14 protein-coding genes and 2 pseudogenes are annotated in these 13330 nt (G+C 61.7%); 8 read left to right on the top strand and 8 right to left on the bottom strand.

The genetic code is table 11. The features are described from left to right. Positions 1-3 precede the first annotated feature (3 nt). From R2855_01430 to msrA, 3 genes are all read right to left on the bottom strand, one after another. Positions 4-633, bottom strand: coding sequence for a PQQ-binding-like beta-propeller repeat protein (locus tag R2855_01430; GenBank protein MEZ4529664.1), 630 nt, complete (start codon positions 631-633; stop codon positions 4-6). Next, the gene (locus R2855_01425; GenBank protein ID MEZ4529663.1) at positions 630-1199 is read right to left on the bottom strand and encodes a sigma-70 family RNA polymerase sigma factor; all 570 of its coding nucleotides are present in this window, start codon (positions 1197-1199) and stop codon (positions 630-632) included. The genes R2855_01430 and R2855_01425 overlap by 4 nt, the downstream gene beginning before the upstream one ends. 251 nt (positions 1200-1450) lie before the next feature. Continuing rightward, positions 1451-2545, bottom strand: coding sequence for a peptide-methionine (S)-S-oxide reductase MsrA (gene msrA / locus R2855_01420; protein ID MEZ4529662.1), 1095 nt, complete (start codon positions 2543-2545; stop codon positions 1451-1453). 359 nt (positions 2546-2904) lie between these two features. On the opposite strand from msrA, the gene kynU reads away from it, so the two are divergent. From kynU to ispH, 5 genes and pseudogenes are all read left to right on the top strand, one after another. Then, positions 2905-4191: a kynureninase gene (gene kynU / locus R2855_01415; GenBank protein ID MEZ4529661.1), complete on the top strand. Its 1287-nt coding sequence runs from the start codon at positions 2905-2907 to the stop codon at positions 4189-4191. Next, on the top strand, positions 4184-4786 hold the full coding sequence (locus R2855_01410) for a CDP-alcohol phosphatidyltransferase family protein (GenBank protein ID MEZ4529660.1): 603 nt from the start codon (positions 4184-4186) through the stop codon (positions 4784-4786). Before kynU ends, R2855_01410 begins: the two co-directional genes overlap by 8 nt. Beyond that, complete coding sequence (locus R2855_01405; GenBank protein ID MEZ4529659.1) at positions 4783-5472, top strand: HAD family hydrolase; 690 nt, start codon at positions 4783-4785, stop codon at positions 5470-5472. Before R2855_01410 ends, R2855_01405 begins: the two co-directional genes overlap by 4 nt. 212 nt (positions 5473-5684) lie before the next feature. Continuing rightward, entirely contained in the window at positions 5685-7046 is a 1362-nt protein-coding gene (locus tag R2855_01400) for a polysaccharide deacetylase family protein (protein ID MEZ4529658.1), read from the top strand. A 142-nt stretch (positions 7047-7188) separates the two neighbouring features. Continuing rightward, positions 7189-8094: pseudogene (gene ispH / locus R2855_01395) on the top strand (4-hydroxy-3-methylbut-2-enyl diphosphate reductase). Between the two features lie 151 nt (positions 8095-8245). Here ispH and R2855_01390 read toward each other — a convergent pair. Then, positions 8246-9838 (bottom strand): amidohydrolase, encoded by a 1593-nt coding sequence (locus R2855_01390; GenBank protein ID MEZ4529657.1) that lies wholly within the window; start codon positions 9836-9838, stop codon positions 8246-8248. Between the two features lie 23 nt (positions 9839-9861). Here R2855_01390 and R2855_01385 point away from each other — a divergent pair. The 3 genes and pseudogenes from R2855_01385 to R2855_01375 all read left to right on the top strand — a co-directional run bounded on the left by R2855_01385 (position 9862) and on the right by R2855_01375 (position 11935). Continuing rightward, a pseudogene (locus R2855_01385) lies at positions 9862-10869 on the top strand (enolase C-terminal domain-like protein). A gap of 53 nt (positions 10870-10922) precedes the next feature. Further along, on the top strand, positions 10923-11303 hold the full coding sequence (locus tag R2855_01380; protein MEZ4529656.1) for an enolase C-terminal domain-like protein: 381 nt from the start codon (positions 10923-10925) through the stop codon (positions 11301-11303). Positions 11304-11353: 50 nt separating this feature from the next. After that, the gene (locus R2855_01375) at positions 11354-11935 is read left to right on the top strand and encodes a YqhA family protein (protein ID MEZ4529655.1); all 582 of its coding nucleotides are present in this window, start codon (positions 11354-11356) and stop codon (positions 11933-11935) included. Between the two features lie 45 nt (positions 11936-11980). On the opposite strand, the gene R2855_01370 is transcribed toward R2855_01375, so the two are convergent. Genes R2855_01370 through R2855_01355 form a run of 4 tightly spaced genes read right to left on the bottom strand, consistent with a single transcriptional unit; the run spans position 11981 to position 13313 of the window. Next, positions 11981-12154, bottom strand: coding sequence for a hypothetical protein (locus R2855_01370; GenBank protein MEZ4529654.1), 174 nt, complete (start codon positions 12152-12154; stop codon positions 11981-11983). A gap of 38 nt (positions 12155-12192) precedes the next feature. Further along, positions 12193-12462 (bottom strand): phenylalanine--tRNA ligase beta subunit-related protein, encoded by a 270-nt coding sequence (locus R2855_01365; protein MEZ4529653.1) that lies wholly within the window; start codon positions 12460-12462, stop codon positions 12193-12195. Beyond that, positions 12459-12683 carry a hypothetical protein gene (locus tag R2855_01360; GenBank protein ID MEZ4529652.1) on the bottom strand — a complete coding sequence of 75 codons (225 nt, stop codon included), beginning with the start codon at positions 12681-12683 and terminating at the stop codon, positions 12459-12461. The genes R2855_01365 and R2855_01360 overlap by 4 nt, the downstream gene beginning before the upstream one ends. 3 nt (positions 12684-12686) lie before the next feature. Next, positions 12687-13313 (bottom strand): LysE family transporter, encoded by a 627-nt coding sequence (locus tag R2855_01355; protein ID MEZ4529651.1) that lies wholly within the window; start codon positions 13311-13313, stop codon positions 12687-12689. Between the last annotated feature and the right edge of the window lie 17 nt (positions 13314-13330).

Below are 13330 nucleotides of genomic sequence, written 5' to 3'. Positions count from 1 at the left end.
TGACTACCGGAGTTGCCCGACTGCTCCGTCCAGCTCAACCGACCAGACGAGCTCGTGCGTGTCAGCCCGCAATGCAACAACGCGCCCACCGTCGCTACCGGCAAACACCATTCCATCGGTCGTCACAGGAGCAGCCAGGATCGAATCAGACGCATCGAACGAGAATTGCCAACGCTCGATTGGGTTCGAGGTGGGACCACTCTCTGTCACGACCCCGGACCTGCTGCTGTCCCCGAGATAGGTTCGATACCCCAGAACCTCGCCAGCAGGAGCCGGTATGGTTTCCGTGTCAGGCTGGTCGACTCCGCCCAGGAGTTGCACGATTCCGAGTGCGCCGACACAGATGAGAACAAGCGCCGCAATCCGCAGCGCGGTCGAGATTTGATAGCGGCGTGCCTCGTCCGTTGCCTGCCGCGTGATGGGAGACACCACCTGAGGTCTGGATTCGGACAGGAGCAGCAACTGCCGGCGCCCCTGCAAGACTTGCCCTGATGACGGCACGATGCCCTGAGCTCGCTGGTGCAGCTCGACGATCAAATCGGCAAGTTCAAGTTCTTGCAGAGGGCCGACCGTTTCCGTACCCGTAAGCAGGTCATCCCAGAACTGGCTCAGCTCTTGTTCCGGCCGCATCATGGCGCCCCTCCGGATTCGGCCATCAGATCTCGCAGCTTGAGGATCGCTCTCCGGGCATTGACATCGACCGTGTTGCGGCGCATGCCCAATGCCTCTGCGATCTCGTTGCCGTTGAGTCCCGCCAGGCGCAACTCGATCACGCTTCGCTGGTCATGAGTCAACTGCGAGAGCAGGCTGTAGAGTCGCCGTGCTTCGTCGTTGCGGACGGCTATAACCTCCGGCGAATCCGATGGATCGAGCGCCACGCCAGCAAACTCGAGCGGAACGGTCGGTTTGATCGACCGCTGATGATCAATAACAACGTTGTGGGCAATGCGAAAGAGCCACGCGGAGAAGAGCCCTCCCTGGAAGCTTGCGATTCCCAACATCGCCTTGGTGAATGTGATGCTCGCGGTATCCTGCGCCGCCTCGGCATCGCCGAGCCGCACCGCGCAGTAGCGATAGACCCGGTCGAAATACCGGTTGTACAGCTCACCGAAAAGACGCGTGTCGTCTATCGCCCATTGAGCGATTACCTCATCCTTTGCGAACTCAATCGAGTCTCCGCGCACTTGGTCGTTCAGCACGCTTCTGCACCGATCCGCTTGGGAAGCAGGTGAACTCCTGTTAGTAAGACAGTGAACGCTTCCGAATTCTGACAACATACGCTCGGCAACCTGCGCCGGAAGCTCCCCGCATCCGCCGCGGGGCCCTGCGCGTCATTGCGTCACGGAGACGTGAGCCGCGGAAGAGCGATCCTCGAACACAGATGGCCCGCTGCCGAACGGCAGCGGGCCAAACCATCAAACTCAAGTCGCGATCGATACTCGACGTGTGGCTATCGCTCGATCAAGTCCAGCGACACCGAGTTCATGCAGTACCGGTTCCCGCCAGCCTCGCGGGGACCGTCCGGGAAGACGTGCCCCAGGTGCGAGTGGCATCTGGCGCAGCGCACTTCTGTCCGGATCATGCCATGGGACGTGTCGCGCACGTATTCCGTGGCGCCGGGGAGCGCTTCGGTGAAGCTGGGCCAACCGCACCCGGAGTGATACTTTGTGTCGCTGTCGAAAAGTTGATTGCCACAAGCAGCGCAGCGATAGATGCCGTCCGTTTCGGTGTCGACATATTCACCCGTGAACGCGCGCTCGGTGCCGGCCTCACGCAGGACGTGATACTGCATTGGCGTCAGCCTGGCGCGCCACTCGTCGTCGCTCTGCGGAAGCTGGATGTTGACCACATCCACTTCTCCGCTGCCGCCGCTGACCGGCGCGGTCGCCCACGGAACCGGGCAAGAAACACCAGTCCCCGCCAGTCCGCAATAGCCGTTTGGCACCTTGTGCAAGTACTGCTGGTGATAGTCCTCGGCGTAATAGAACTCGCCCGCCGGTTCGATCTCGGTCGTGATGTCGCCATATCCGGCGGCTCTCAGCTTCGGGCCGAACTCGCCGGCAATCATTCGCGCCGTCTCGGCCTGCGCGTCCGACGTTGTGTAGATCGCCGAACGGTATTGGGTACCCCAGTCATTCCCCTGGCGCATGCCCTGGGTAGGATCGTGTTCCTCGAAGAACGTCTTGACGAGGTCGGCGTAGCTGACGACGTCGGGATCGAAGACGACCATCACCGCCTCGGCATGGCCAGTCTTGCTGGAACAGACTTCCTCGTAGGTCGGATTCGGGGTGAATCCACCCATGTAGCCGACCGCGGTGGTGTACACACCCGGCAATTGCCAGAAGAGCCGTTCCGCACCCCAAAAACATCCCATCGCAAAGTACGCCACTTCGAGATTGGCAGGAAACGGCCCCTGAAGCGGTGTGCCGAGCACCTCGTGGGTGGAGGGTATGGAGAATCGCGGCGCATCGCTCCCCGCAAGCGCCTGCTCGGCCGAAACCATTTCGGACTTTCGTCCCCCAAACAGGCTATCGAGCAAAGACATCGTCTTACCTCCCGCGCTCGCCCGATCGAATCGGAAAGCGCATGGTGCTGTCGTCTCACTAAGTAAGGATACGGCAGGTGAATCAGACTGCTGGTTCTCAGTTGCGTCCGCGCTTGGCGCCCTGTTGCACGTAGCTGGCACGTGCGTAGCCTTGGTCGAGGCGTGGGCGGAGTCGGTCGAACTCGAGAACCGTGCACGAACAATACGTAGCAACCCCTCGTTTGGATGCGTCCCCGCTGACGTACCAGGAGCCATCGTGGGAAGCGTCGAACCCGCCATGCTCGCAGCATGCCCTATCGTTCACAAGGCCAGTACAATCGCTCCCACCATTGACTCGAAGGTTCACGGGAGCACCACGAATGCCAGACGCAGGAACGCTCGAATTCGCCCGATCGCTTGACTCCGCCGATTCACTCGCACGTTTCCGTGATCGGTTCCACCTCTTGCCCGGCAAGATCTATATGGATGGCAATTCGCTTGGGCTCATGGCCAAAGACTCGGAAACCGCCATCCTGAAAGCAATCGACCAATGGAAGACACTCGGCATCGACGGCTGGATGTCCGCCGATGCAGGTTGGTTCACCATGGGGGAAACGCTCGGCGAACAGATGGCCCCGCTTGTTGGGGCAGACGCAGACGAGGTGGTCGCCACCGGCACCACCACGGTCAATCAGCACAATCTCGTGTCGACGTTCTATCACCCCAGTGACCGCCGCCGAAAGATCGTGGCTACCGAGCTCGACTTTCCGTCCGACATCTACGCGCTGCAGAGCCAGATCCTTCTGCACGGCGGCAATCCCGATCATGACCTCATTCGGGTTGCGTCGCGAGACGGCCGCACCATCGACGAATCCGACATCATCGCCGCCATGACCGAGGACGTTGCGCTCGTCTTGCTGCCGTCCGTGCTCTACCGATCGGGCCAGCTGCTCGACATCGAACGCCTTGCGGCCGCTGCCCGCGAGCGCGGCATCATCGCCGGGTTCGACTGCGCCCACTCCATCGGCGCAGTCCCTCATCGGTTCGACGACTGGGGTGTCGATTTCGCCTTTTGGTGCTCCTACAAGTACCTCAATGGCGGTCCCGGCAGCGTCGGGGCGCTCTATGTCAACCGAAAGCACTTTGGGGTGCGGCCCGGTCTCTCCGGCTGGTGGGGCTATCTCAAGGAAAAGCAGTTCGACATGGTGCACGATTGGGAAGGAGCGCCCGGAGCCGGCGCCTGGCAGATCAGCACCACACCCCTCTTCTACGGCGCATCGATGCTTGGATCGCTCGGTATCTTTGCCGAGGCCGGTATTGAATCGGTCCGCGCCAAGTCACTGCAGATGACGAATTACCTGATCGAGCTCATCGAAGCCTCTGGCCTGACTGGGCCAGACTACGGCTATGCAATCGGATCGCCACGAGAAGACGATCGCCGTGGCGGGCATGTCGCGGTCGAGCACTCCGCCGCCGCCGCGATCGCCCGAGCGATCAAACAGCGCGGTATCGTTCCCGACTTCCGTGCGCCGAACGTCATCCGTATCGCCCCGGTGGCTCTCTACAACTCGTTCGAAGACTGCTGGCAGACCGTGCAAATGCTGCGCGAGATCGTCGACGCGGGAGAGCACCTGGTCGGTCATCAGGGGAGGGAACTCATTGCCTGACCGCTCGTCGCCCCGGCAGATCGTTCCGCGAACGCCCGACGAGTGGATCGCGAGCGGGCGGCTATTGCTTGCCGTGCTGCTCTGGTATCCGGCGATCCTTCGGAAGCCGCGCATCGTCGCGGGAGGGATCGTGCTGTCGGCCCTCTCGGACATCGCCGATGGCGCGGTCGCCTGGCTCCTTGGAAATCGTTCGAACTACTCGCGGCAACTCGATGCGGTTGCCGACAGTGCGGTCATGCTTTCCGCATTGGGATGGTTGGCGCTGGCCCGTCCCGGCCGGTTCCAGCCTCTGAAGCGGACCGTGCTGGCAATCGCTGCGGTCGCCAGCGCACTGCTTTCGATCGAATGGCGGCGCCATCGCCAGTTCGGAGCGTTGCACATCTGGTCGGCCCGCGCGGCTGCCGTCGTTGGGCACGTCTATGTGCTCGGCCTCCTCTGGCGTGGGACGGCGCCAAAGTGGCTCCTTCGCTTGTTCCAAACCGTCACCGTCGGGGCCATGATCGAATCGGCGTGGTGCATCCTGGGCGGACATGATTTCGACGACCACAGCTCGATCCCCTTGCTCAAGCACGTGCTGCAGAAGAAAGCAGCATGACGGGCCTGACACCGCAACCTGAGCTCGTGCTCTTCGATCTCGATGACACGTTATGCGACTACGCGGGCGCCCGGGTTGGGCGGTTGCGGATCGCGTTCGAGCTGGCGCAAGAGACGTCTGGGCAGGACCTCAGCCTGCCGATCGACGAGGTGGTGGCCGCATCGATTCAGATGCAACCACATGGAGTCGATCATTTCCCGGAACTGCTCGCCCGCTATGGCATCGACGATCCGAATGCGGTTTCCGCGGCCGCGCGCTGGTTTGTGAACAACCGCTTCCATGGATTGCAGCTCTTCCCCGATACCATCGAGACCTTGCGCTCCGTCCGGACCGCAAGGCCGCACCGCCGGCTTGGCATGATCACGAACGGCCCGGCAGATGTGCAGTCCGCCAAGATCGACCTCCTGGGGTTGCGGCCGTTTTTCGATTTCTGCCTGATCTCCGGCGAATTCGGATTCTGGAAGCCCGATCGAGCGATCTTTCAGGAAGCGCTTGGCCTGGGCCGCACCGAGGCCGACCTGTCGGTGATGATTGGAGACTCGCCCGAGCACGACATGGCTGGCGCTGAGGCAACCGGTATTCCGACGATTTGGATGAATCGACACGCGCACCCATGGCCGATCGAGATCCCGCTCCCGACCCGAGTCGCGCACAACCTGTCCGATGTACGGCGACTCCTTGCCTAGCGCATCCAGTTCCATCCGTCACAAGACTGCTGGGGCCAACATCACTTCGCAGAAACGGTCGACCCGCGTTTCCGTCGTTCCGGGCGCGTCTGACACCCTGCTCGGCGAATCCTGTACTCTTTCCCTGTCACGTTCGCCAGGCGGCGCAGAATGTGGCCATTCGATTCACCGGGCGTTGCCATGCCCGAGCTTCCGGCGGAGGGTCCGGTTCGTTGATCGCACCTAATCCGAACGTCTTTGGTCTCCCGCGCCGCGCCGTTTCTTCGATCTCTCCCTGGTTCCGGATCGCTGCGCTGGTTGTCTTGTTGCTGCCCGTGCTGGCTGCCTGCGGGTTTGGATCGGAGAGCGGCAACGACGGACAAATCTCCTGGACGCAAGGAACTCGCCCGGCCGAAGGGGTGGCCCCGGCGCCTACGCAGGAAATCCAACCGACCGTCGCGTTCACCCAGGTCGCGGAACCAGCCTCGACTGCCGCCAGCACCACAGTTGCTGCCACGCTGGCCCCGACCGTCGCGCCGACATCCGCGCCCGCACAGCCGACCCAACCGATCGTCACCGGGCAAATCCTTTCGCCCGATCAGCTCGCCGAATTCCAGCCGAACGAGCTCGGCTCGGTGCCGGTGTTCATGTATCACAACATCATCCAGGAATACTCTTCGGACGAGCCAGAGGGGGATGTTCTTTACCGGACGGAAGAAGAGCTGCGCGCCGACTTGCAGTGGCTCTACGACCACAACTTCTACATCATTCCCTATCGGGAGTTCGTCGAGAACCGCATTAGCGCGCCCGCTGGAAAGCACCCGGCCGTACTTGTCTTCGACGACTCGCGTCCAAATCAGTTCTATTACGACATCGCCGCGGACGGCTCCGTAACCATCGACCCCCATTCGGCCATCGGCATTCTGGAAGATTTCTTTTCCACGCATCCGAATTTCGGCCACACGGCCATGTTCGCCATCATCGAGATTTGGTGCTTCGATTACGAAGCGCCGGAGCAGACGCCGTATTGCCAGCAGAAGCTGCAGTGGCTGGTCGACAATGGCTACGAGGTCGCCAACCACACAAAGGATCACCAGGACCTCAGTGATGTCACGACCGACATCTTCATGGAAAAGGTCGGTGGAACGACACTCTGGCTCCAACAGCAGACAGGACAAGAAAGCGCCACGGGCGCGGTCGTGCTTCCCTATGGGCTGTTCCCCGACACCGACATCAACCCGGAAGCGCTCGACCAGTGGAAGATGGCGCGCCACGGATTCGAATACAACGGACAGCAAGTGCAGCTGATCAGTCTGCTGGCGGCCGGCGCCGAACCAGCTCCATCGCCCAACTCGATAAACTTCGATCCCTATTCGATCGCCCGCATCGGAGCCAAGGACGAACCGCTGGAAGGCGAAGGGAATCTCTTCCTCGACTACTGGTTCGGTCAGTTCGAAGCGCGTCCCGACCTGCTCTACACCAGCGACGGCAACCCGGACACCATTACCGTTCCGTCCGTCCTCCCTCCGGAACTCGACGGCCTGCTCGACACCGAAAAAATCGCCGCCGATGGGAAGGAATTGATCGAGTACTAGTGAGCTTCCGGGCTCACCCAACCGTGTCCGGCCGCGCGATTTCTTCGGTGAACCAGAGCAACCGCTATACTTTCCGGTCGACAGGTACCGGTCGAGCGCAACGAGCGTTCCCGGCAATGACCCCACCGAAATGAGTTAGGAATTGACCGTCTCGCCTCCCTCTGAATCCGCTGCCGAACGGCGCATTGTCGTCGCCGATGAGCTCGGCTATTGCTGGGGCGTCCGCCGGGCGCTCGATATCATCGAAGACGCTGCCGACCCCACCGCGCCCGTCGCGCCCATCGGTGACATCATCCACAATCCTCAGGTCGTGTCACGGTTGCGGGAGCGCGGCGTGGTCGGCGCGGAATCGGTCGACGCTGCCGCCCGGGAAGGGTTCAAACGGGTCGCGATCACCGCGCATGGCATGGGGCCGCACCTGGCGCAGCAGGCCTCCGAAGCGCACCTGGAGTTGATCGATACCACCTGTCCGCTCGTCACCAAGGTGCAGCGCCTCGCCCAGAAACTCGTCCGGCAGGGATATTTCCTTGTCGTCTATGGCGATTCGTATCATCCGGAAGTCAAGAGTGTGCTCGGCTGGGCCGCCACCAGCAAGTCGGTGGCCGCCAAGCACATCGAGGATCTTCCATGGAACGCCAAGCGAGGTGAAGAAGGCGAAGGCAAGATTGCGCCGCCACGCAAGGTTGCGCTCGTCAGTCAAACCACCAAGAACGTTGACGAGCTGATGGTATTCGCCCTGGAGCTACAGGCGATGGTGGTGCCGCTCGGCGGCGAATTCCGGCTCTGCAATACGATTTGCGAACCCACGAGTGAACGCCAGAACGCGCTCAAACGCCTGATCGACCGCGACCATTGCGATGTCGTCTTCGCCATCGGCGGCCGCAAGAGCAGCAACACCGCCCGTTTGGCCGAAGTGGCGTCGCACATGGGGGTCGAAAGTCATCACATCGAGCGGCCGGAAGACATTCAGGCAGAATGGCTCGAAGGCAAGACCACCGTTGGGGTTACCGCCGGTGCATCGACACCGGATCAGGTCATCCAGCAAGTGGTGGACACCATCGCCGGTTGCATTACGCTGGCGGCATCCGCGCCGTCGACCCCGACTACGTCCCGGCGTACTAGGCCCGAATCCCCAGGCATCCTTCCCAGGATGCCTCCAAACTGTTGCCTCTTGCCTCTGGCCTGTTGCCTGGCTCCCCCTACCGCTCGAACACCACCCGTCCATCGATCATCGTCAGCTCCGCTCGAAGGGTGTTCAGTTCCTCCGGCTCGACCTTGCGCGGGTCAGCGCTCAACACCGTCAGGTCCGCCAGTTTGCCTTCGGTGATGCTTCCCTTGATCGCTTCCTCGAACGAGGCAAAGGCGCCATTGATGGTGAACATCTGTAGCGCCTCGTCGATCGTCACGCCTTGATTGCCGCCCATGTACTGGCCGTCCTGGGTCAGGCGCGTGACCGCAGAGCGAAGATTGACGAACGGGTCGCAGGAAACGACCGGGACATCCGAGCTTCCCACCGCCACGATCCCCTGGTCGAACCACGAGCGCCCAGGATAGGCCATCGCCAGTTGGTCCTCGGTGAAGTTCTCGATGTAGGAATCGCCGAGGTAGTAGATGAAGGATGGCTGCGGAATCGCCAGCGCGCCGATCTTCTTCATGCGATCCAGATGCTCCTGCGTGCACATCCCGCAGTGCTCGATGCGCGGGCGCGCATCGGAACGCGGATTCGCCGCCAACGCGGTCTCGTAGGCCGTCAGGATCATCGAGATTGCCCGATCACCAATGGCATGCGCCGCCATCTGAAAACCGGCCGCGTTGGCGCGGGTGAACCGTTCGTTGAGACCGTCCTGGTCATAGATCGTGATCCCCATATTGCCGGGATCGTTCCGGTACTCGGTGGTCATGGCCGCAGTTCGTCCACCACCCGAGCCGTCCTGGAACACCTTTGCCGGCCCGATGCGGAACCAGGCATCGCCGAATCCGGTCTGCACACCAAGATGCTCCAGATTGTCCAGCGTGTCGTCGATCAACATCATGGTGAAGGTGCGCATCGGCAACTCGCCATCGCGGGCGAGCTCTTGATACGCGGAGAACTGCCGAGAGTTGCTGATCGCCGCTTCGCCGACGCTGGTAATGCCGTATTCGTTGAATCGCTTGCCAGCTGCGCGCAAGTAGTCCTTCATGTCATCGGTCGTCGGCGCCGCGATCTGATCTGAAACCAGCTTCATTGCGGTTTCACGCAGCAAGCCAATCGGCTCGCCATGCTCGTCGCGGTCGATCTGGCCGCCAACCGGATCCGGCGTGTCCGCCGTTATCCCGGCCAGCCCGAGCGCTGCCGAGTTCGCCACTGCGAGGTGTCCACACGTACGCACCAGATAGGCGGGACGTCCACCCGTGGCTTCGTCCAACTCATGGCGGGTCGGGTGCCGGTGAATATCGAGGCGGGAATCGTCATAGCCCCGGGCGATCAGCCAGCCGCTGGGCTGCTCATTGGCTCGTGTGCGAAAGGCGTCTTGCAGTGCTGCCAAGGTGGGAGCCGCGCCGGGCGAAGCGTCGATCTGGCTCAATCCCTGCCCAAAATAGATCGGGTGGTTGTGGTTGTCGTTCAGACCCGGCAGGAGCGCTCGGCCTGCGAGATCGATCGTCTTCGTGCCTGGTCCCGCTTCGTCCAGGACCACGTCAAGGGTTCCGACACGGGTGATTCGATTGCCCTGAACCGCAACTGCTTCGGCGTCTCGTGCCGCAGGGTCGATTGTGATGATCGGTCCATTGCGAAAGATGAAATCTGCGGACACTCTCGTGACGCTCCTTGGAAGCAATGAGCAAAATCGACCGCGACACCTCATTGTTCGGACGCGGCGATTCCAGAACGTTGATCATGATCTCAGAAACTGCCCAACCCCGGAGCGAGAACATCGACACTCAGGGACCCAACGTGTCCGTTGCTTCCTCAAGAGATCTGCAGCGGTCCAATGGGCACGAGATTGGCACGTTCGCGTGCGGGATAATCTCAAACGACGATGGCTCGAAGGTGGCTATCGAAGAATCGATCGCAGACCATTCCAGGGGCATACCGAACGAAATGAAGATTACCGATATTCGCGTTGCGTCTGTTCCGATAAGCTCGCCGATGAGCAATGCCTACATCGACTTCAGCAAAATGGACGCGGCCGTGGTCGCGATCATCACCGACGTCATTCGGGAGGGCGAGCCCGTCGTCGGATACGGGTTCAACTCGAACGGCCGCTACGCTCCGATTGGCTTGCTGAACGAGCGCTTCGTTCCGCGCCTGCTCGAGGCCGAGCCGGCCGCCATCATCGACGAATCGGGTGGAAACCTCGATCCGCGAAAGATCTGGTCGCTGCTCATGGCTGCCGAAAAACCCGGTGGCCACGGGGAACGCTCGGTCGCGGTCGGCACCATCGACATGGCCGTCTGGGACGCCGTCGCCAAGATCGAGGGCGTGCCGCTCTACCGTCTGTTGGCCGATCGGTACAACGGCGGAACGGTCCACGAGCCCGTATGGGTCTACGCAGCCGGCGGCTATTACGCACCGGGAAAGGGCCTGCCAGAGCTTCGTGAAGAAATGCGCGGCTATCTCGATCTTGGCTACGAGGTCGTCAAGATGAAAATCGGTGGTGTCCCGCTCGCCAGGGACCTGGAGCGAATCGAGGCCGTGCTCGAGGTCGTTGGCGACGGATCCCACCTTGCAGTCGATGCGAACGGCCGATTCGATCTCCCAACCGCTATCGCCTATGCCGATGCGCTCGCGCCCTACGATCTCTGGTACGAGGAGGCTGGCGACCCGCTCGACTTCGCGCTCCAGGCAGAACTCACAACGCTATCCCAACCCCATGGCCACCGGAGAACCTCTTTTCGATGCAGGACGCGCGCAATCTCATCCGCTACGGCGGTATGCATCCATCCTCCGACTGGCTCCAGTTCGACTGCGCGCTTTCCTATGGCCTGGTCGAGTATTTGCGCACTATCGAAATGGTGGAAGCCAATGGCTGGTCACGCACCCGCATCGTGCCGCATGGCGGACACCAGATGTCACTGAACATGGCGGCAGGACTTGGTCTCGGCGGAAATGAGAGCTATCCGGGCGTTTTCCAGCCGTTTGGCGGATTCGCGGACAGCATCCGGGTCGAGCATGGAATGGTCGGACTCCCGCAAAGCCCCGGCATCGGGTTCGAGGAAAAGGGCGCTCTCATCGACATCATGCGGCAGGTCGCGGCAGGCGAGGGTTCATTCGTTTGACGGTATGATGCTCCCAGTCCATCGGCGACCGGCCGGCCAACGCGGGAGGTATGGCGCACCCAATGCAGATCATGGAAATCGTGCGCTTCTGGATGTCGCGCCTCTTCGATCTCTCTCCTTCGATGATCATCCTGGCGGTGATCGGTTCGCTGCTGGCCGCGTTCACGCTCATCATCTATGGGTTCCTGCGGGTGTTGGCGGTCATCTGGGACCTCATCTCGAGTCGTGACCTCACCGACGCGCGCGAAGAAAAACTCTCGATCGAATTCATCGAGCTCATCGACGTCTTCCTGATCGGAGTCATCCTGCTCATCGTCGCGCTCGGACTCTATCAGCTCTTCATCGACGAGAAGACGACCCTCCCCTCCTGGCTCAAGATTCATACCCTCGACGAGTTGAAACACCGCATCATTGGCGTGATCTGCGTCGTATTGGGAGTGAACTTTCTCAGCAATGTGGCCGAGTGGTCGGGCGGCAAAGATATCGTCTATCTCGGTATCGCCGTCGGTATCGTGCTTGCTGCGCTGGTCATCTTGCTCAAAGCAGTCGATGACTCCATTCAGGAAGAAGTCAGGCTTCTTCGGGAAGAACGGGCGCTGGAGAAGGCCACATCGGCAATCGAGCAAGAGTAGATCAAGCGAAACGTCAATCGAGGCCTTGGGGTCCTTGGCTGGCGGTCACAGCTCGACGATCGGTCGCTCGGCATTCAGGATCGACACCTCGGCTGTTCCGCCCAGGTGTCGGGTCACCAGCGCGGCCAGGTCGTCGATCGCGATCCGCGTCGCCAGTGGGTCCAGCGGCGGAATCGACTCGATCACAAGCACGGCGTCCCTGGTAGCCGGTGTGAGCATCGTTCGCTCGGCTTCACGCCAGTTCCAGCATGAACAGATCACAGAATCGTCATCGCGGTAGATGACGGCGCCGGGCGGCGGTGTCTCCGGTCCTTCGAGCCCAACGGGGTGAACTCCTCGTCCCCCTGCGCTCGCGTCAGACGCACATCCCCAACGATGGCTGCCAAGTCCTCTCCACCCACCGGAAGCAGGTGGCGCAACGAGATCGCGTTGTAGAGATCGACCAATGGGTTGATGGGCCGCAATCTCCCTGACTGCGCGGAACGAAGCATCGCCTCGATCGACGACCGGTATTTCGACGGCTTCACGCCAAACCGGGCGAAGGCCGCTCGCCAGGGAGCCACTGCGCCGGATGCTGGCTGATCTCGCCCGCGCCGACCAGGGCCGCCGCCCGTTCGATCTCCACGTCCAGCATCGGCCAGATCTCGGGATCGTCGACCATGTTGTCGACACCGCGCACCACTGCTATCGCGATCGTCGCGTTTGGAAAGAGCTCGAGGAAATCTCGCTCCAGCCGGAAAGACGTCATGCCTTACACCACACGAACGAGCCGGCGAGCCGATGCCCAAACCAGCCGCACACCAAAGAAACCAATGATCGTCCCGCAGACAGCATCGATGGCTTGAAAGACGCGGGGGCGCGCATATTTTCGTCCCGCGCTGGCGAGCGCGCAAAAACCGATCGCCCAGGCCAGGGTCCCAATCAGGAATGCCGCCAGAAACTCGATGGTCGTTGCGAAGGTTGGCTCGCCGTGCGTTGCCAACATCCCACCGCCAATCCCGGTCCAGAATGGCAACGCGGCGGGGTTTGCCAGTCCAAAGATGAGGCCGGTGCGCAACGCGCTCGCCTCACTGGAGCGCTCGGTAGCGGATCGCCCGTGCAAGGCAGTGCGAAACGCGTCGATGGCGATCTTGCACAGAAAGAGGCCGCCCATCAGGCCGATCACGTCGAGCACGGTCGCCGCGCTCGAGAGCGCGGCCAACCCGGAAAACGCCAACACCGCCCATGCCCCGCTCCCGGCGAACGCGCCGAGTTGCACCAGGAACGCTGGCCGAAAACCGAAGCTCACTCCCCGCCGGAGGCATTCGGTGTTGACCACGCCGGGTGCTGCCGCATAGGCCAAACCCAACAACAACGGGATGAACAACGCGTCGCGCACGGTTCTCCTCGATTCTT

The sequence above is a fragment of the Thermomicrobiales bacterium genome, from assembly GCA_041390825.1.
In the GTDB taxonomy this organism is placed as follows: domain Bacteria; phylum Chloroflexota; class Chloroflexia; order Thermomicrobiales; family UBA6265; genus JAMLHN01.
This window is presented reverse-complemented; position numbering and strand designations above follow the sequence as displayed.